Source organism: Ruminococcus sp. AF31-8BH (assembly GCF_003460605.1).
GTDB lineage: Bacteria > Bacillota > Clostridia > Lachnospirales > Lachnospiraceae > Blautia_A > Blautia_A acetigignens.
In genome coordinates, this window is sequence record NZ_QTVN01000010.1 from 97,417 (window position 1) to 117,658 (window position 20,242).

Annotated in this window: 17 protein-coding genes; 1 reads left to right on the plus strand and 16 read right to left on the minus strand. The window is 44.6% G+C overall.

The window, feature by feature from the left end; translation table 11 throughout:
* Positions 1–197: 197 nt before the first annotated feature.
* From DWZ38_RS13555 to DWZ38_RS13575, 6 genes are all read right to left on the minus strand, one after another.
* Positions 198–1,637 (minus strand): MFS transporter, encoded by a 1,440-nt coding sequence (locus tag DWZ38_RS13555; RefSeq protein WP_021924672.1) that lies wholly within the window; start codon positions 1,635–1,637, stop codon positions 198–200.
* Positions 1,634–4,186 (minus strand): family 78 glycoside hydrolase catalytic domain, encoded by a 2,553-nt coding sequence (locus DWZ38_RS13560; RefSeq protein WP_117853445.1) that lies wholly within the window; start codon positions 4,184–4,186, stop codon positions 1,634–1,636. Before DWZ38_RS13560 ends, DWZ38_RS13555 begins: the two co-directional genes overlap by 4 nt.
* A 22-nt stretch (positions 4,187–4,208) precedes the next feature.
* A complete protein-coding gene (locus tag DWZ38_RS13565) occupies positions 4,209–4,637 on the minus strand; it encodes a hypothetical protein (RefSeq protein ID WP_178105337.1) in 429 nt (142 codons plus the stop codon).
* Entirely contained in the window at positions 4,610–4,759 is a 150-nt protein-coding gene (locus DWZ38_RS22485) for a hypothetical protein (protein ID WP_178105338.1), read from the minus strand. The genes DWZ38_RS13565 and DWZ38_RS22485 overlap by 28 nt, the downstream gene beginning before the upstream one ends.
* Before the next feature lie 173 nt (positions 4,760–4,932).
* A complete protein-coding gene (locus DWZ38_RS13570) occupies positions 4,933–6,270 on the minus strand; it encodes a sensor histidine kinase (RefSeq protein ID WP_021924675.1) in 1,338 nt (445 codons plus the stop codon).
* Between the two features lie 23 nt (positions 6,271–6,293).
* Entirely contained in the window at positions 6,294–6,989 is a 696-nt protein-coding gene (locus tag DWZ38_RS13575) for a LytTR family DNA-binding domain-containing protein (protein ID WP_117853447.1), read from the minus strand.
* A gap of 208 nt (positions 6,990–7,197) precedes the next feature.
* On the opposite strand from DWZ38_RS13575, the gene DWZ38_RS13580 reads away from it, so the two are divergent.
* On the plus strand, positions 7,198–8,076 hold the full coding sequence (locus DWZ38_RS13580; RefSeq protein ID WP_117853449.1) for an aldose 1-epimerase family protein: 879 nt from the start codon (positions 7,198–7,200) through the stop codon (positions 8,074–8,076).
* 166 nt (positions 8,077–8,242) lie between these two features.
* Here DWZ38_RS13580 and DWZ38_RS13585 read toward each other — a convergent pair whose 3' ends face one another.
* The 10 genes from DWZ38_RS13585 to DWZ38_RS13630 all read right to left on the minus strand — a co-directional run bounded on the left by DWZ38_RS13585 (position 8,243) and on the right by DWZ38_RS13630 (position 20,227).
* Positions 8,243–9,313: an acyltransferase gene (locus DWZ38_RS13585; RefSeq protein WP_117853451.1), complete on the minus strand. Its 1,071-nt coding sequence runs from the start codon at positions 9,311–9,313 to the stop codon at positions 8,243–8,245.
* Between the two features lie 230 nt (positions 9,314–9,543).
* Complete coding sequence (locus tag DWZ38_RS13590; RefSeq protein ID WP_117853454.1) at positions 9,544–10,938, minus strand: glycine--tRNA ligase; 1,395 nt, start codon at positions 10,936–10,938, stop codon at positions 9,544–9,546.
* Positions 10,939–11,045: 107 nt separating this feature from the next.
* Positions 11,046–11,813 (minus strand): DNA repair protein RecO, encoded by a 768-nt coding sequence (recO, locus tag DWZ38_RS13595; RefSeq protein ID WP_021925368.1) that lies wholly within the window; start codon positions 11,811–11,813, stop codon positions 11,046–11,048.
* A 2-nt stretch (positions 11,814–11,815) separates the two neighbouring features.
* Positions 11,816–12,724 carry a GTPase Era gene (gene era / locus DWZ38_RS13600; protein ID WP_021925367.1) on the minus strand — a complete coding sequence of 303 codons (909 nt, stop codon included), beginning with the start codon at positions 12,722–12,724 and terminating at the stop codon, positions 11,816–11,818.
* Positions 12,725–12,797: 73 nt separating this feature from the next.
* Positions 12,798–15,722, minus strand: a complete 2,925-nt coding sequence (locus DWZ38_RS13605) for an insulinase family protein (protein WP_117853456.1) — start codon at positions 15,720–15,722, stop codon at positions 12,798–12,800.
* Between the two features lie 182 nt (positions 15,723–15,904).
* On the minus strand, positions 15,905–16,084 hold the full coding sequence (locus DWZ38_RS13610) for a hypothetical protein (protein WP_021925365.1): 180 nt from the start codon (positions 16,082–16,084) through the stop codon (positions 15,905–15,907).
* Positions 16,062–16,346, minus strand: coding sequence for a BrnT family toxin (locus DWZ38_RS13615; protein ID WP_021925364.1), 285 nt, complete (start codon positions 16,344–16,346; stop codon positions 16,062–16,064). Before DWZ38_RS13615 ends, DWZ38_RS13610 begins: the two co-directional genes overlap by 23 nt.
* Positions 16,347–16,485: 139 nt before the next feature.
* Complete coding sequence (locus tag DWZ38_RS13620) at positions 16,486–16,743, minus strand: hypothetical protein (RefSeq protein ID WP_117853458.1); 258 nt, start codon at positions 16,741–16,743, stop codon at positions 16,486–16,488.
* A gap of 65 nt (positions 16,744–16,808) precedes the next feature.
* Positions 16,809–18,503, minus strand: a complete 1,695-nt coding sequence (locus DWZ38_RS13625; protein ID WP_117853461.1) for an ABC transporter ATP-binding protein — start codon at positions 18,501–18,503, stop codon at positions 16,809–16,811.
* Entirely contained in the window at positions 18,500–20,227 is a 1,728-nt protein-coding gene (locus DWZ38_RS13630) for an ABC transporter ATP-binding protein/permease (protein WP_117853463.1), read from the minus strand. Before DWZ38_RS13630 ends, DWZ38_RS13625 begins: the two co-directional genes overlap by 4 nt.
* Positions 20,228–20,242 lie beyond the last annotated feature (15 nt).

Genomic DNA, 20,242 nt, shown 5'->3' on the forward strand with positions numbered 1-20,242 from the left:
TCGGCGTCAGGATATTTTCTTTTTTGCGCCTTATAATTGTATAGTCTACCAAACGCGCATGGCAAAGTCAATGTATTATTGTGTATTTTGCATATTTATTTGTTGTTTATTCTCATTTTTATATCTATATTTTCGCATATGCGTGATTATCCTTTATTCCTTTTGACTAATTCGCGTATAATGTGTCTTTTTTTGTTTTATTTTCTAACATATTTTTGCATTTTCTTTTCCACATTACAGAAAATGAGCATAACCGCAAGCAATAAATTAACAATAGTTTCTGCCCCCAAAAAACACAACGAAAAAATCCCCCTGGTGATGCCGTTTTGCTCTGCCGCAACCATGGCATTCTTCACCAATGCCGGAGGAATATAACCGGAAGCAGAGATAAGTCCATTAAAAACCGCTGTAACAACTCCGGAAATTCCCACCATGATAATGCTATAAATTGACATGGACAGACCGTCACAGCGGAAGCCGTTTTTCTGCTCCAGGTAATCCAGAACGTCCGCAAAAAGAGCCATCATAACATAACATGCAGGAATCGTTCCAAGGGTTTTGACAAAAACGCCCAAAACCACCACCTTAAAATTACTCATATCTGTCATGGCAAACAATCCGCCGACACCAGACAGGATCAGCCCTGCAACAATGGAATTCTTTTTCCCCATTTTCTTTGCAAGAGGCCATGCAAACAATGCTCCTGCCGCAATGGGAATTCCGCTGATTGCCGCAACTGCCGTCTGTGTGATTCCATCCTGATAGCTTCCAAGGATATAATCGCAGTAATAGCTCATGGATAAATTTTTAAAGGCAGCAGCCATGTTAAAAAACAGATAAAACAAAATAATCATCCACCAGTACCTGTCAGACACCACAGCCTTCAGCTGTTTCTTTATGGACACCGTTTTTCCTGCTTTTTCCTCATTTTCCACATTAAGTTCTTCCGTAACCCGTTCTCTGGTAAAAAGGAATTCAAGCATGATTCCCACACAGGCAATAACACCGATCGTTCCCATACAAATCAGCCATGCCTTCTGATTCTTCAAGAGCGGATACAAAAGCATGGGGAAAAGCATGGTTGCAAACAATCCGGTAGACCCAAGGTTTGCAACCTGAGACGCAATAGAAAGCTTTCCCCTCTGATTGGACTTTCTGGTAGAAAGAGGGATCATCATGCTATGCGCCACAAAATATGCAGGATATGCAACAGCAAAGAAAAGATTATAGGAAATTGCGATCCAGCATAATTGTCCTGAGTCATTTCCTGTCGGAACAGAAAAGATCAAAAATATGGATAACAGCATAAGCGGTGCCGATATCAGCAGATATGGCCTTGCTTTTCCGGCTTTTGTATGCGTTTTATCGATCATGGTTCCCATTTTCAGATTGCCAATGATCACAAAAACCGTGGACACAAGAGGAAGCATTGTAATAAACAGCCCCTTCATTCCCAATATATCTGTGTAAAAACGATTAAGGAATGATACAAATATGGCATTTGCCAGCAGTGCACAAAATGGACCAAGGAAATATCCCAGTGCCAATTCCGGCATTGTAACATTCTCATCTTGTATACGGCTTCTGAAAACGCCTGAAAATTTATGTGTGCTCTTTTTATCCTGAAAAAATTTCATCCTATCTTCTCCTCATAGCAATAACTGCCGCTTCCTTCTGTAAAACTTCTGCCAGACGGAAGTACGATCTCGCACTGAGTTCCGGCAGGAATCTCTGCTGTCAGCTTAAAGCCTCCATCTTCTATAATCCAGCTGCATCGGATATATCCATACGGAGTATTCACATCCCCTTTTGCAAAGTCAAGACCGCCACCAGGCAGCGGGGCAATCCGAAACCTTCTGTACCCGCCTTCGACAGCTTCGATTCCCAGAATACGCCTGTAAAAGAAATCTCCCACTGCGCCATTTGCATAATGGTTGAAGGATACCATTCCACCGCTTCCGTTGTCCTCTCCCAGATTACAGCTGCCATCCTCCCGGAGTGCATCCCACCGTTCCCACATAGTTGTCGCACCTGCTTTCACCTCATAGAGCCAGGATGGACAGGTATCTGTAAGAAGCATTTTGTATGCATCCTCCAGATAGCCATTGTCTGCCAGGGCAAAAAGTACATAAGGCGTTCCGGGAAATCCGGTTTTTATGTTATAGTTATTATCACGGATCAGTTTTACCAGATTTGCTGCTGCCCTCTTTTTATCTTTTTCAAAAAGCATATTATACTGCAGCGGCAAAACAAATCCGGTTTGAAAATCGCCGCCTTTTATATGGCAATTTTCATTCATCAGAATATTCCGATAAGCCTGAGCCGTTTCCAGGCTCAGTTTCCGGTAAGCCTCTTCATCCTCTTTTTCTCCCAAAATCCCTGCGATTTCCGAAAGTATTGCAGATGAGTGTGCAAGACAGGCAGTTCCGGTCCATTTCCCCCGCTTCATCCACTCTTTATAGGTCATATCCGGTGCACACCAGTCCCCATAATGAAACAGCAGACTCCATATCCTCTTCTTTTTCTGCGCAGAAAAAAGTCCTGCCCAGAATTTACAGGCTTTTATATATTTTTTCATAGAAGGATACATTTTTCTCAAAAGCTCTATATCACCCCGGGCCATATATTCGGCCCACGGCACAAGAATACAGGCGTCCCCCCAGTGATCCACAGCTAACGGGAACAGCATTTCAAGCTGCCCCGGAATTTTTACCATAGGGATGATCATGGGAATCCCGCCTCCCGGATTCTGCTCTGCCCGCATATCCTTCAGCCACTTATCAAAAAAACGACTCATATCAAAATTATAAGCGGCTGTTGATGCAAAAAGCGCAATGTCACCGGTCCAGCCAAGGCGTTCATCCCTTTGCGGACAATCCGTCGGAATATCTACAAAATTAGATTTTGCACTCCATTCAATACAGCCCTGAAGCTTATTCAGCATCGGCTCGGAACAGGAAAAACTGCCGTTTTTTGAAATGTCAGAATACAACGCGGTTGCCTTTAATTTTATTTTGTCTGCCGAAATACCACTTACTCCTACATACCTAAATCCCATATAGGTCATACGGGGAGAGTACTGCTGACTGCCTTCTTTACAGATATAGACAGCTTGCTGCTTTGCACTGCGCAGCGGCTTAGTATAGAGTTCTCCGTTTAAAAGAACCTCTGCATGATAAAAAACTATTTTTTCCCCCGCCCTGCCCTGTATGTCAGCCTCAATCACGCCCGCCATATTTTGGCCAAAATCATAGATCAGCATACCGGATGGCGATAACTCACAGGATACGGGTTCAAACTGCTCGTGCGCTTTTACCGGGCTTCCATACTGTACCAGAAGCTGTGGTTCGATTTTCATTTTTTCAATATCGGCATTATGAAAAGAACTGTTTTCCAGCTTCACAGTTGCATCATAGACTTCTCCGTCATAAAACTCTGCTTCCAGAAAATTTCCCTCTTCTGTAACCTTCCATGTCTCATCTGTGCCAATGATCTCATGGCTGCCGTCCTTATACCGGATATGTATCTCCCCAAGAAATGCCTGACGCTTTGCATAAATCCGGTTCATTCTTTTGTAGGTGTATGAACCCACAGCCCAGCCTCCACCTACAATTACCATAAGCAGGTTCTGCTTTTGAAGATATTCTGTAATATCATACATCTGATACTGCAGCTGATTTTTATAGGAGGTATAGCCAGGTGCAAAATATTCATCACCAACTTTACGCCCATTGAGTTCCAGTTCATAGATTCCAAGAGCTGTAGAATAAATTCTCGCCTGCTCAATTTCTCCTTTTATGGAAAAATCCTTTTTGAAGGTCATCGGTCTTGGCGATTTTTTTCGCTCTTTAAACTGATAGGAACCATCTGTTATCCAGGCAGCCTTCCACTTACTTTCCATAAAACCGGTTTCAAATTCCAGGGAAGCTTTCGCAGTTTCCCCATGATCGTCCGTAATTTCCAGTATTGCCAGATATTTGGTAAAGGGAGTCAGCTCAGGTCCTTCATAAACAAGCCCGGTTTGTCTCTCAAACACTTCCATCCAGTTATTCACAGACAGAATTGCCTTTTTCAGTAAAACATTTTTCTCTGAGCTTATCATGGAAAAAGAAAATACAGGTGCCGGATTGTCTGTAAAGCAATCTGATGACAGATTTTCGATTTTAAATTCATTAATACGTAACATAAGCCAAACCCCTTCAAATATTTTATTTCTGCATATCCATAAAGGATGCCGCCAGATATCCCAGCCATGTAAGAATCGCAAATACTGCATAAAGGATAAATGCTTTCATATCTTCAAAACTGTATAAACCTGAAACCAGATATCCCAAACTGTCAACCTGCGGAATGATACTTAAAATAATAGCCGCCGAAAAAAGCAATGCATTCACAGTTGGTATCAGCATAAGCACTCCGGCTTTGCCGGTAAATCTGTTAATCGCAATTCCTGCCACTTCTGCAAGAATTGAGCATACGATCAGCGGCAGCACAGCAGCTCCCTGATTGTCGGCTCCAAGATAAAACAGCAGGCTGACAACAGATAAAATACCGGCTGATATTGACAGATAAAATCCAAATGTATGATTTGCAAGATGTTCCCTCATAATTACGCCTGCTCCTTTTTCTTTTTCCATAATTGTAAAACATATAAAATTCCAAATACAGTTGTCAGTATGCCCAGTCCGATTTCCACACCCAGAATTGTATTCTGCCACCAGGTTTTTACATAAACCGTTTCTGTATCACTGCTCTCCATAATTTTGCATGGGGCATTATTTTCTCCTCCTCAATAATTGATGTAAAAAATTCTTCCCAGGAATATATTTTATGTATCTTTTATAGCATATCTCAAGTACTCCTGCGGGAAATTACCCCAATGGCATCCTTTGTGTCCCCAATGGTAAATAAAGACAAAAAAAGCAGACCAGTTTATAGCTGACCTGCTTGATTCAGTGAATTAAAATCATATGTAGCTTTCACTTCAAACCATCCTTTTTCAGCGCGAAAAACTACTGTCCCGCCATATTGACTGACAATATTCCGGATACTCTTGGTGCCATATCCATGGTAACGTTTATCCTCTTTCTGTGTGACCGGCATTCCATGAGAAAATGAAATGTCCCCCTGATAGCTATTGCTTACACAAATGACCAAAAAATCCATTTTTCTGCGTATACTTACATGAATCCAGCGCTTGTCTTTCTCTTCTACTTTAGAAACACCTTCGATTGCATTATCAAGCATATTTCCAAAAAGCGCACTGATATCCATGGGATTCATGAATTCAATATATTTTCCATTTGCCACACAGGTGAGCTGTATATTTTCGTTCTGGCACTGAAGGCTTTTGGCAGTAAGGATTGTGTCAAGAATGTGGTTTCCCGTATGGTTCTGCGCTTCAAAAGCCTGGATATCCTGTTCCATTTCATTCAGATACTGCATTTTCTCATCGGAGGAAATATCAGATTTCAGAAATTCGATCTGATGTTTCAGGTCATGATATTTCTGATTGATCAGAGCAACACTCTGCTCGGACATCTGATAATTGGCATACTGTGCATCCATAGTCTGCCGAAGCATCTGAATCTCCAGTTTATCCTTAATATCCTGCAGCTGCATATGATAGGCATACAGCATAATAACCCCTCCCAAGGTTACAAGCGTCCGGATCAGAAGAATTTCCGACAGGACACTGCTGCTGAAGGGTGTATTCTTAAATATATTACTGATATTACTGAAGAGAAAAAAGGATACTGCGATCAGGGATGCATGTGCCAGTTCTTTTTTCCCGATGTGCAGCCTGAAGTTGCTCTCTTTGTATCTCTTCTCGAAGAGATTTACGATCACCACAGAACCGCTATGTACTGCCAGCAAGAAAACAGCGCTAAAAAGGATTGTATTTCCCGGCGCGATTTTCTCACGGAAATAGATTTCCAGCTGCCATTCCAGGGACGATGTAAATTCTCCGAGAATGAATGACCGGATTGTAAAATAGCATATATTATTCAGCGGCATCTCACATGTCAGATACAGCATCAAAAACAGCAGCAATATGGCAAACGCAAAGCAGGGCAAAAAATAAATTGCAAGGTTTGTGTCCGTCACAACTGAAAAGATTATGATGCAGACAAGAAATACAATCTGCAGCAGTACGGTGATGCCGGCTGTATGTTTCCTTTTATTCTCATAGCCAAATAATACAGCTGCCATCCAGTAACCCAGGGCACAATAATACCCCGGCGCACCAAGAAGCGGCATTTTTTCCATGCTAAGACCTCCTCTGGGTAAAATTAAAGTATCTGTGACAGCTTCTCCATGAACTCTGCCTTTTTCCTTCGGCTTACCGGAAGCATGTTTCCGTCTATTATACAACAGCCGTCTGAAACCCCGGTCACATAATGAAGATTGATCAGATATCCCCGGTTACTGCGGTAAAATCCATAGGGGGAAAGCTGTTCTTCAAGATCATCTAATCTTCCCCTGCTTTCCAGGATTCTGTCAGGAAGATGATAGGCCATAATGTGGCTGTGGCTTTCTATATAATGGATCTCCGTTACCTTAATCCTTAATGTTTCCTCACTTGTCTGAATGAGAAAATAATGTTCTTCCTGTCCATCCACTCTTAAAAGAGCACGGTTCAGCTTCTGCTCAAACATATTGTAGGACAATGGTTTCAGAATATAATCCAGAGCATCTACTTCATAACCTTCAATGGCGTAGGTTGCTATGCTGGTAATAAACATCAGAATTACTTTTTTGTCTAATTTTCGGATTTCACGGGCAGCTGTCATTCCATCCATAAAGCGCATCTGAATATCCATGAAAATCAGGTCAAAATCCGCTGTATAATTTTCGATTATGTCTTCCCCGTCCTGAAAAAAAGAAGTCTGTATCTGCTTACCGGATTTCTCACAATACTGTTCAATATATTCCCTCAGCTGTTTTCTATACTTCTCTTCATCTTCTACAATAGCTATATGTATCATGTTTCTCCTCCGTTATCTCTACCATAAAATATAGCAGATAATGAATAGCTTCGCAATTAAAGTTTGTTTCCGTTCTTTTCAAGGTATCCATACAATTATATTATCATTTTGCACATAAATATAAAATACATATATATTTAAATAGGATATACAAATTTCACCCGCCGTAGTATAATATACCCAACATCACACACGGAGGTTTTTCATCATGAAACGAATTATCGAAAATGATTTTCTGAAAGTGACCATCGACGACCATGGCGCTGAGCTTGTAAGTATCTATGATAAAGAAAAAGACAGGGAAGTGATCTGGCAGGGAGATCCCAAATTCTGGGGACGTCATGCGCCGGTTCTATTCCCTAATGTAGGAAAGCATTACAACAACCATTATCGCATTCACGGACAGGAATATGCTTCCAAGCAGCACGGATTTGCCAGGGATACGGATTTCACCTGCATTGATTCCACACCGGATTCCGTGACCCATCAGATCCGTTCTACCGAAGACACCCGTAAGGTTTATCCTTTTGACTTCGTGCTGCGCATCCGCCACATTCTGAAGGGCCACACTCTTACCGTCAGCTGGAAGGTGGCAAACAACAGCGAAGGGGACATGTATTTCGCCATCGGCGGACATCCGGCGTTTAATGTCCCGGTTCTGCCAGACACCAAGAGAAGCGATTACCGCCTGACCTTTGACGGACAGGACAGCCTTACCTACCTTCTTCTGGATCCTGAGACCGGCACAGCCAAGGCAGATGAAGAAGCCACTCTCAAACTGGAGAATGGTACCTGTCAGATTGATGACCATATGTTTGACCATGATGCGCTGGTATTTGACAACCAGATCACCAAGGCCGGAATTGCACTTCCGGACGGCACTCCTTATCTGGAAATGCGCTGCTTGGGCTTCCCGAACTTCGGCATCTGGTCCGCTTCCCAGGACGCACCCTTTGTATGCCTGGAGCCATGGATGGGCCGCTGTGATGACTGTGGATTTACAGGGGATCTTTCTGAAAAACCATTTATCAACCATCTGAAAATGGACGAGATGTTTGAGACTGCGTATACCATTGAGGTGTTCTAAAACCCGTTTTAAAAAGGCCTTCTGCACATAAACTGCAAATACTGTTGTTCAAAGCAGCCTGCAAACAATATAAAAATACAAAATATCCTGACAAGTGCACTGCCCATTACACAGATTTTATCACTTGTTCAGGATATTTTTATTGTCTACTTACAGGAATGTTTTTTCAAACACGCTCCAGTACAGCATTCCCTACTTTAACAGTAGAATTCTCCCTCAATTTTCTCTTCGCAGCTCCATAAGCCGCCACCAATACCACGGTAGCCGCAAAAACAAACATCATCCCATACTGTCTGTATCCTCTTGCCAGCATAGTATGCCTGCCTTTAAAGCACTTTGATAGCGCCTGCAGCACCGCATAATGCAAAACATAGATCAGCATAGAATAATCTTTCCCGATTTTTGCCATTATCCGGGTTACCACATTTTCCTTATAAAAATTCTGCCATCCTATAAAAAGAAGGAAGATACAGACTGCCAGAAAAATGGTTCCACCATACTCTTCTTCTGTTCCAAGAGCATTCATTTTCGTAAGCCATCTTTGCTCCATAAGTGCCATGTTCCAGAAAACCAGAATACCGCCCAAAAGCAATGTCATTTTCTTTTTGTCAAGACAGCCCTCCAAAGCTTCTTTTCTCTCTCCAAACAGGCAGCCCAGCCAGAAAAAGGGCAGGCCACAATACAGAAAATTTCTCGCATAATAAACATGGCAATAATCTTTTCCCAGAAGGAGCAGAGAATAATTTCCCTTTATCAGGTTTCCTGCCAACAGTACCGGAACTGCCAGATATGCAAGCTTCCTTAAGCCTAAATGTTCTACAATAAATGCGATCACCAGCACATACACAAGCGCCTGTAAATACCACAAATGTGGGGACAGTGGGGAAAAATTCCATAAAATGAAATCTTCTGGCATTCTTTCTTCAAACCTGGCCAGCAGTGCATCTTTTATATTATTTCCATTTTCCAGAGCCAACAGAACCTTCCAGATCAAGTAAAACAGATTAGCTCCTATGGTAATCGTAAGGATTTTTCCAATCTGCTTAAGCTCCCGCCTGTGTGCCACTGTTTCTGAGTAAAAGAAACCAGTGATCATAAAGAAAACCGGCACTGCAAACCGACACAGAATCAAAAGTTCCGCTCCGCTTTGCACCTTCAGTGGCTTATGAATCTCCACAACAGCAAGAGCAGCAAGACATTTCAAAATATCAATACACGTCCAACGTTGTTTCTTCATTTCCTCATAACTCCCAAAATCCAAAGAACTTAACTGCCACTACGGACAACACCATAAATATATCCAGCTAAGTTTCATCCATGGTATTTCATAACAGATGAAAGGGACTAACCTCCCATACAGATAGAAAGTCAGCCCCCTTTTATTCACTTTATTGGTCCGTCCGCGCATTACAAAATGCCTGACCGCATTAAACAATTCACAGTGCAGCTAAATGGGTTTTCCTCATCTTAGAATGTAAATTTATCTGCGAAGTAAGCATCCAGCTCGTCGATCTTAATACGAACCTGCTCCATGGAATCACGGTCACGTACAGTAACCATTCCATCTGTCTCGGAATCAAAGTCATAGGTTACACAGAATGGAGTACCAATCTCGTCCTGTCTTCTGTAACGTTTTCCGATGTTTCCACGGTCATCGAACTCACAGTTGTATTTCTTGGATAACTGTGCATAGATTTTCTCGGCGCCCTCATTCAGCTTCTTGGAAAGCGGAAGCACACCGATCTTAACCGGAGCAAGTGCCGGATGGAAATGAAGGACAGTACGAACATCGTTCTTCTCTGCATCCAGGACTTCCTCGTCATATGCGCTGCAAAGGAATGCCAGGACCACACGATCAGCACCAAGTGACGGCTCGATTACATATGGAATGTATTTCTGCTTCTTCTCATCGTCGAAATAGGTAAGATCCTGTCCGGATACGTTCTGATGCTGAGTCAGGTCATAGTCTGTTCTGTCAGCGATTCCCCAGAGCTCGCCCCATCCAAATGGGAAAAGGAACTCAACGTCTGTGGTAGCCTTGCTGTAGAAGCTCAGCTCCTCTTTGTCATGGTCACGGTAACGAACTTCCTCATCCTTCAGGCCAAGAGAATGCAGCCAGTTCAGGCAGAAGCTCTTCCAGTATGCAAACCACTCAAGGTCTGTGTCTGGCTCGCAGAAGAATTCAAGCTCCATCTGCTCGAACTCACGGGTACGGAAGGTGAAGTTTCCAGGTGTAATCTCGTTACGGAAGGATTTACCGATCTGGCCGATACCAAACGGAATCTTCTTACGGGAGGTTCTCTGTACGTTCTTGAAGTTTACGAAAATACCCTGAGCTGTTTCCGGTCTTAAATATACAGTATTCTTAGCATCCTCTGTTACACCCTGGAAGGTCTTGAACATCAGGTTGAACTGACGGATATCTGTGAAATTGTGTTTTCCGCAGGAAGGACATGGAACATTGTGTTTCTCGATGAAATTCTTCATCTCTTCCTGGGACCAGCCGTCTACAGAGCTCTCAAGTGTAATGTCGTTCTCCTGGCTGTAGTCCTCGATAATCTTGTCTGCACGGAAACGCTCGTGGCATTCTTTACAGTCCATAAGAGGATCGGAGAAGCTGCCAAGATGTCCGGAAGCGATCCAGGTCTGCGGGTTCATCAGAATGGCACAGTCAACACCTACATTGTATGGAGATTCCTGAATGAATTTCTGCCACCATGCACGCTTTACGTTATTTTTAAGCTCTACGCCAAGGTTTCCGTAGTCCCATGTATTGGCAAGGCCGCCATAAATCTCAGAACCCGGGTAAACAAATCCTCTTGCTTTCGCCAGAGCAATAATCTTGTCCATTGTTTTTTCCATGATATCTCTCCTCATTGTTTGATAGATGATTTTTAATCATTATACTCGTTACTTCTGCTTTTGTAAAGTTATAACGCGTACTCAATTCCGTACATTCCGGCACTTTGTTAGATCATAACCTCCAGAATCTGCAGGCTTTTGAACCTTTTGTCCGTGTTTGCGGCCACGTAGGTGCGGATGTGGTGCTCCAGTTCCCGCAGCACTTCCTTTGTCACCGTGAAATTATAAAGCCGGGTCATAGGCGAACTGACAATATACTGCATGGTATAAAGCACTGCCGGGGAAATCCGCCTTGCGCTTCTTGCCTCCGCCGCATCCGCCTTTCTCAGACAGTCTCCATCCAGAATTCCATGTGCCTCCTGGGAAAAAAACAGATTCTCTTTGCCCGCGATTTCCTCGCCGCAGTGCACACAGCGAAAAAGCTCCGGCATCAGTCCCTGCTCCGCCATAGTGCGAAGCTCAAAAATGCACCGCACCAGCCGCGGATCCAGCTCCGGATTCAGAAGGGCTTTCACAGTCAGGTAAAGAAGATTCATCATATTCTTCTCATCCGTCCCCTCATGTCCGAAGTAATCCGCAAGCTCCAGGAAATAATATCCATAGTAGATTCCCGGCTGCCTGGATGCCAGTTCCACAAAATGATGGGTCACGGTCACCTGGTTCAGATTGTAGCTGCTGCGCCCCTCAAAAAGGGTAAAATTCCCGAATACAAAGGGATTGGCTGCTGCCATAAATGGACTGTTCTGCCGTCTTGCCCCCTTTGCAAAAGCGGAAATTTTTCCCCGCTCCCTGGTAAGAAGAACGATCCGCTTGTCATACTCTCCCACGGGCTGGGCAGATAACACCACTCCCTGTACCGTGATCAGATCACTCATTTTCAGATTTCCTTCTTATCGTATCCAAAGTTTTTGATCATAAAGTCGCTGTCGCGCCAGTCTTTCTTTACCTTTACCCAAAGCTTTAAGTTCACCTTGGAGTCCAGCATGCGCTCCAGCTCGAATCTGGCGTTGCTGCCGATCTTTTTCAGCATGGCGCCGCCTTTTCCGATGATGATGCCCTTGTGGGAATCCCGCTCGCAGATAATGGTGGCTTCAATATCCACCATAGGATTTTTGCCCGGGCGCTCCTTCATCTTATCGATGGCCACAGCAATTCCGTGAGGGATCTCCGCATCCAGTGCATGAAGGGCCTTCTCACGGATCACCTCTGCCACGATCTGGCGCTGAGGCTGGTCTGTCACAGTGTCCTCGTCATAGAACATTGGTCCGTATGGAAGGTATTTCAGAATGCTGTCGATAATGTCCTCTGTATTCTGTCCCCGAAGTGCTGAGCAGGGAATGATCTCTGCAAAGTCGCAGATCTTGCGGTAAGTATCAATTGCCGGAAGGATTTCTTCCTTCTTTACTGTATCAATCTTGTTGATGATCAGAATTACCGGCACGCCAACGCCCTGAAGCTGCTCGGCAATGTGGCGCTCACCTGCTCCGATAAAGGTAGAAGGCTCTACCAGCCACATAATGGCATCCACCTCTTTCAGAGTGCGCTCTGCCACTGCGACCATATACTCTCCAAGCTTGTTCTTCGCCTTGTGGATACCTGGGGTATCCAGGAAAACGATCTGTCCCTTGTCGCAGGTGTAAACGGTCTGGATACGGTTCCTTGTGGTCTGGGGCTTCTTGGATGTGATGGCGATCTTCTGCCCGATGAGATGGTTCATCAGGGTAGACTTGCCCACATTCGGACGCCCGATAATTGCTACAAATCCGGATTTAAAATCTGGTGTCATGAAAATATATCCTCTTCTTTCTTAACAAATGGACGCAGCAGGCAAAAGGTACCTTTTATCTGCTGCGCTGTACTTAGCAGCTTACCAGCGGCTTTGTCTCCATAAATACGTCTTTCGCCTTCTCCACTGCGCTCTCGCTTCCCACAACGCAGATCTGGTCGTCTGCAAGAATGGCTTCGATCAGCGGTGCCAGTGCATGGATGTCCTCCACTGTGGCGTCTAAGATCTGATCTCTTTCCTTCTGCAGCATCTCTACAGTCAGGCCGCGGAAATATGCCATTCTGCCAAGTGTCCCCTGGGACTGCGGTGTTCTTGGAACATCCTTGCCGCTGATGGTTCCGATAATGTATTTGGTCAGTTCACGCTCATCTGCCTGGAAGGTGCGGACATACTCCGGTACGCCCTGGTAAACTTCCAGGGTGCGGCGAAGATGCGGATCTCTGTAGGATACGAAGTAGCTCTCACCGCTTCTTCTGAATCCGCTCATGCAGCCGTATGCGCCGCCTTTCACACGAAGATTGATCCAGAGGTAATCGTAGCTTAAAGCCACCTTCAGAATCTCAAGGGCACCAGTATAAGCGTAGCCCTTCTTTACAAAGTTTCCGCATTTTGCCACGTACTGCACCTGGCCGGAGGTCTTGAAGCCCTCATTCTTTTTCTCACAGGTAATAGAAACGGAAGGAACCTCTCTGGTGCGCTCTGGAAGGCTCTTTTTCAGTTCCCCGCAAAGCTTCTGGATCTGCTCCACAGATTCTCTTTCTCCTGTGTAGCTTACCATAAAGCTGTCCGGGCGGATGATCTCCTCCACTGCATTCAGAAGTCCTGCCACGATCTCGTCTTTTTTCTCCTGGAAGTTCTTGTCCAGATCCTCCACAAATTTGTAATAGCCCACTCCAGCCATCTCGTCCTGGAATTTCGCCATAGGAGATGCGTAGGAGCTGCCGCGGAGCACGGCAGTCTGATGGCCTGCGCCGATCAGGGAGGCCTGTCCTCTGGACTTGAGTTCTCCGATGATCTCACGGAGACGTTTGATATCCGTAAGCCTGGATGTATTTAAGATCTCTCCCATCATCTGGAAAAGAAAATCCATCTGGGAATAAAGCGCTTTGCCTCGGATAGTGAACATGGTGCGGAATACTTCCGGATCATTTGCCTTGTCAAAAACATCGACACCGCACTGGATTCCACCTGTTCTGGCATTGATCTCATTGAACAGCTGTCCGTAGGTGTAGTCCTTGGTGTCCACATAGCCAAGAACGGATTTCAGAAGACCAAGGTAATGTACCTTCTCCACTTCCATATCCCGGATTTCGAACATCACATTCACATAGCCGATTCCATTGGTACATACATCCTGATACAAAAACAGGCTGTCGTCCACTGCAAGCTCTTCGTTGGAAAATCCCTCAACCTCTCTTCGGATATCGGAGCGTTTAAGCATAGGGATGCATTCCAGATCCTCCGGATTCTCCTCAGATTCCTGATATGCTTCAAGAGCTTTTGTTTTTCTTACCAGTTTCTCCAGCTCTGCATCAGAAAGGCTGCTTCTGTACTTCTCAAGCATCTCCTCCAGATCCTTCTCTCTTTTGGCAGCAAGGCCACGCTTTGGAATCAGGGTAAGGATGGTGCCGTGGGTATTATCAAGAAGCCATTTCCGGATAATTTCTTCAAAGTATCCCTCGTTAACTGCTTCCTTCAGTCTGTCATAAATGGCAAGAAGCTTCACCTGGGCAAAAGGATTTTCATCATCATAGAGCCAGTTTCCCAAAATATCAAGACCGTACATCAGTCCCTTTGGATAGGAACCGAAATCAGCCTCGCGGTAACGGAATTCCATATAATTGATTCCCGCAAGAATCGCTTTTTTGTCAACTCCATTCTTCACAATGTCCTGAAGACATTTTCGGATAGTGGATACAAATTCTTCTTTCTGGCTGGTCTTGGCACCCTTTGCCACAATAGAGAAGAATGGCTGCAAAACTCCATCGTCATAAGAGCCATAAATATCCTTACCGATCTGTGCATCCAGAAGTGCTTTCTTCAGCGGAGCTCCCGGAGCGCTAAGAAGCGCATAATCCAGCACATCAAATGCTACTCCAAGCATGCTGTCCATAGCATTTCCCACAACCATATTAAAGGAAAGATAAGTATTATCCTCTTCGTCCTCATTCTCAGCCACAGGATACTCTTCCTCAAGATCCTTCACCTGAGAAAATGGAGCCTGCTCCAAAATGCGGGAATCCACAGCAAGAGCATCAAAAGCGGAAAGATATTTTTCATCGATAAAACGCAGCTTCTCCTCCATATCCATATTTCCGTAAAGATATATATAGCTGTTGGAAGGATGATAATATGTGCGGTGGAAATTCAGGAACTCCTCATAGGAAAGCTCTGGAATATTCTCCGGGTCGCCTCCGGATTCCACGCCATAAGTATTATCCGGGAAAAGGCTGCTCTTAATCTGCCTGTCCAGAACCTCGTCAGGGGAAGAAAATGCCCCCTTCATCTCATTGTATACAACGCCATTGTAGGTCAAAGGACCTTCTTTATTCTCAAGATGATAGCTCCAGCCTTCCTGACGGAAGATTTCTTCTTTCTTATAGATATTGGGATAAAAAACAGCATCCAGATACACATGCATCAGGTTCTGGAAATCCTGGTCATTGCAGCTTGCTACCGGATAGCAGGTCTTGTCCGGATAGGTCATGGCATTTAAAAAGGTGTTCAAAGAACCCTTTACCAATTCTACAAATGGATCCTTCAGCGGGAACTCGCGGGAACCGCAGAGTACGCTGTGCTCCAGAATGTGGGGAACTCCCGTGCTGTTGGCAGGAGGGGTGCGGAACGCAATAGAAAATACCTTGTTCTCATCATCGTTCTCGATCAGGATCAGCCTTGCTCCGGTTTTCTTGTGGCGGAGCAGATAGCCTGTGGAATGGATGTCTGTAAGATTTTCTTGTTTTACAACTTCGTATGCAGGAATGTTTTCTGTTTTCATTTTTTCCTCCGAAAGTCCAGTCTGGAGACAATGCCGCCAGATTGGTTTTATTTTCTATCATATCCAGGCCTGCAAAAACTATGCCCGGACTTTATTCATAAGGTATATTATACCATCTTCGCGCTGATAAGCGCAATATAAATAATTGGGGACCCGGCAATGCCGGATCCCTGTCATTTTGGCTATGCATTTTTCTTTCTGTTGCGTTGTATCACACAGCTTTTTAAAGCTTTATACATTGCAGGAGATAATTCCGGGGCATCTTCATCTGCTACGATTGGATACTTTTTGGCTTCCATAACCTCTTTCAGCTGTTCCTGTGTTGGTTTCTGTCCTTTTTCAATAGTAAATGTTCTGGTCATAATAAAGCCTCCTTTCAGTCTCTGTCGCAAGCCTTGCGGATATTAGCCGGATATTGTCTTTTCTCTCAGTAAAAACAACAAATAATACATCACCGACACACCCAATTGCTATATAACGGTCTTCCTCTATACTATGTTCGAAATCGTACATTTCAATGTAATTTTCATCTTCAAATACGTATGCTGCTGTTTCAAAGGATATCTTATGTTTTTTCTGATTAATCTGATTCTTTTCTTCGTCCCATTCAAACCTCAATGTCACATATTTCTCCTTTTCTACTAATATATCATACTTTCCTGTTTTCTTCCATCTTATATTTAAAATTTCAGGCGCGAGAATAAAAAGTATGGCAGGCTGCACGATGTAATCGGACAGCCGCCATATGGTTGGTTAAATTTCTTTACTGCTCTTTTTCTGCAGAGGTTGTTTCTGGCTCAGCTTTTTCTTCTGCAGCTTCTTCTGTAGCTTCTTCTGTAGCTTCTTCTGTTTCCACTTTTGCTTCTTCTGCTGCAGCGTCCATCTGTACAGCTGGGGTAAGGCCATAGGTTAAGGACAGTTCTACATTGGACATTGCCATTCCGCACACCTTACGTGTTACAGATACTGCCTGAACGCCTGTGATCTTTCCTTCCATTGTCTGGCCGCTTCCGCCGGACATCACAGTACTCCTGTTACTATCATGGTTCTAAATGCGCTGTTCTTCATTTTAGGTTCCTCTCTTTTTTATTTTGTAGCTTCTGTCATATAACCGTTTTCCACTTTATAAATCCGGTCTGCAATAGCCATTGTGGATTCCCGGTGTGAAACCAGAATAATGCTCTTTTTGCTCTTCTGCTGTGCCAGTGCCTTGAGAATGATTCCCTCATTGATACTGTCCACGTTGCTGGTTGGCTCGTCCAGCAGAATCAGCTGCCGTCCGCTAAGGAATGCTCTTGCCAGTCCCAGTCTTTGTTTTTCACCGGAGGATAAGGCATCTCCCATGGCTCCCACTCTCGTCTGATAGCCATTTGGAAGACTCATAACAAAGTCATGCACCGATGCCAGACGGCAGGCCTGTTCCATTTCCACCTGGGTAGCATCCGGCTTTGCAATCCTTAAGTTTTCTTCGATGGTATCGTCAAACAGATAGGTCACCTGGCTTACCATGGTCACATTGTCCAGAAGATTGTCACTGTTGATCTTTTCGATGTCGGTTCCGTTAAACAGGATTTCCCCGCTGTCTTTTGACCAGAAACGAAGCAAAAGCTTTAACAGTGTGGATTTTCCGCAGCCGCTTTCTCCGATGATTCCTACGATCTCGCCTTTTTGTGCCTGCATACACACATCTTTTAAGACAGGTTCATTTTTCTGGTAGGCAAAGGAAAGCTTCCTCACTTCCAGATTTTCGTATGTAATATTTTTTCCATCTGTGATTTCTTCTACAGCAGGTGCCTCCTCCAGAAGATTCAGGACACGGTCGCCACTGGCAAAGGTCTGGGTCAGATTACCAGGCAGAGCGGAGATGGCCACTACCGGTCCGAAGCTTCCAAATATGGCAACCACGCCAATGATCATTTTTCCAGAAGTCAAATTGCCGGTATAGACCAGAACGATTCCTGCGATCAATGTGAGCATTACAAAAACGGAAACAGCCAGTTCTGTGATTGCTGACGCTTTTCCGGTTTCCTCTTTCATTTTTCTTGTCTCTTCCAGAAGGCATTCTGATCTGCGGTTAACTTCCTGCTCTCTATTTTCTCCTGCATTGTGGAATAAAATATCTTTAATTCCCTTAATACTATCCAGATAATAGGCATTAAAAGAAGCAAACTCTCTTCGATAGGTAACACCAGGCTCTTTTAATGCTGCGGAAGAAATCATAGGCACCACAATGCCGATCACCAGATAACCAATCAATGCCACCAGTGCCAGCCACGGGCTTGCCGCAAGCCAGGTAAACAAACATACGCTAAAAGATACAAGAATGGCAATGCAGATTGGTGACAGGGTATGGGCATAAAATACTTCCAGTGTTTCAATATCAGATGTGAGCATGGCAATGATGCTTCCCTTTTGCTTGCTTTCCAGCTTGGCCGGACAGAGCTTTCGAAGTACGCCGAAAATTTTGTCTCTCAAAATGGCCAGCAGATGAAAGGCAATGTAATGGTTGCTGTACTGCTCAATATAGCGAAGCAGTCCGCGAAGAATTCCGCATCCTACTGCAAGAGCGATGATCCATTCATAAGAAAGCCAGATAGGTTCCCCCAGTGCCTTGGCTACGCCCAGTGCGCCGAACAGTGTTACGCTCATGGCGCAAAGATAACCGATGCTTCCGTTTATGACAGCCAGGATCAGGACTGCCGCAAAGCTTCCCAGAAGACTGATCAGATGGGCCATAATACTGATTCCACTTCTTCGAAGTGTCTGTTTTACCTGATTCATGCGCTCACCTCCACATATCCCTTTTCCAGTTCTTTCTGTCTGCGGTAAAGCACTGCATAGCCACCCTTTGCCTCCATCAGGGACTGGTGATTTCCACATTCTTTTACTTTTCCGCTTTCCAGATAATAGATCCGGTCAGCAGGTACGATATTTTCCAGACGGTGGGAAATGACGATCACATTCTTTTCTTTGGAAAGTGCCTTGATGTTTTTCATAATGATCTCTTCACTTTCGATGTCGATGTTGCTGGTGGCTTCATCGAAGATGTAAATGTCTTTATCTGCCACAAGATTTACAGCCAGTGCCAGTCTTTGCTTCTGTCCGCCGGAGATATTGGCTGCATCCTCGGAAATGCTCTTGTCCAGCCCACCGTTTTCTTCTATGAATTTCCACAGATTCACTTTCTTTAAGGCAGCTTCCATCTGCTCGTCCGTAGCCCATGGAGATGCCAGACAGAAGTTGTTTCGCACAGTATCATTAAAAATATAGGTATTACAGCTGACCACAGCCAGATGGCTATAATAGTCTGCCCGTGACAGCTGGCCAAGTTTTGTGTTTCCCACTGATACAGAGCCTTTTTGCGGTATCAGGTTTTCATTCATCAATCCTACAATGGTGGATTTGCCGCAACCGGACTCGCCTACGATCGCAGTCATTCCTTTTTCCGGGAAAGTCATGTTCACATCTTTTAATACTTCTCTTTTTCCATCATAAGAAAAGCTTACGTGATCCAGCACAACCTCATTTCCGGTTACGGATTCGCTTCCCCACTTGGGTTCTTCCATTTCCAACAGGGAAATAATCTTCTTCCCTGCACTTACACCGTTCATGGCCACATGGAAGGCACTTCCGAAGGCACGAAGGGGAAGGAAAAAGTCTACAGCTACCAGCATCAGAAATACTGCAGACATCACGGTGATCTTTCCGTCTGCCAGGTCTCTTACTGCAAATGCAATTCCGGTTCCCGCTCCGCCGTAAGCCACCAGATCCATAATGGTGGTGCTGGCTAGCTGCATGGTAAGAACCTTCATGGTAATCTCACGGAACTCTTCTGCATTCTGATTCATTTTTTCATGCTGTCTGGCATCTGCCTTAAAAATCTTCAGTTCTTTTAAGCCCTGTACGCTGTCCAGGAAGTAATCTCCCATGGCAGTATACTTGTCCCAGTATTTGGCAAAGATTTTCTTTGCCCACTTGGACACCGCAATAATAGACACCGGAATCAACGGCACGCAGCACAGCAGCACAATAGCTACTTTTGCATCCAGCCTTACGGTTACAATAAATAAGATTACCGGGGCCAGCATGGCATAAAAAAATTGAGGAATGTAATTGGAAAAATACAGATCCAACTGCTCGATGCCTTCCATACTTACCTGGGTCAGACCTGCCATACTCATTTCACTGGTGCTTTTCATACCCAGACAGATTATTTTGTTGTAGGTGCTGGCACGCAGATCCCGTTTTACCTCACGTCCGATACTATCCTTCAGACGGGCTGTGCATCTGGTGCAGACATAGCGGATTACCAAAGCCGCGATGCCGATCAGCAGCGTCGGCACATAGTCCCCCGGTGCTGCGTGTTCCAGCATCAGACGGATTGCCTGGCAGATACACATGGTGATTCCCAGATTGGCACATAGCCCGATCACCATACTGATGACCGTATATACAATGTACTTCTTCTTATCACCCAGAAGTCTTAGCAAGTCTTTATCAATCATACTTGTTCCCCCGAA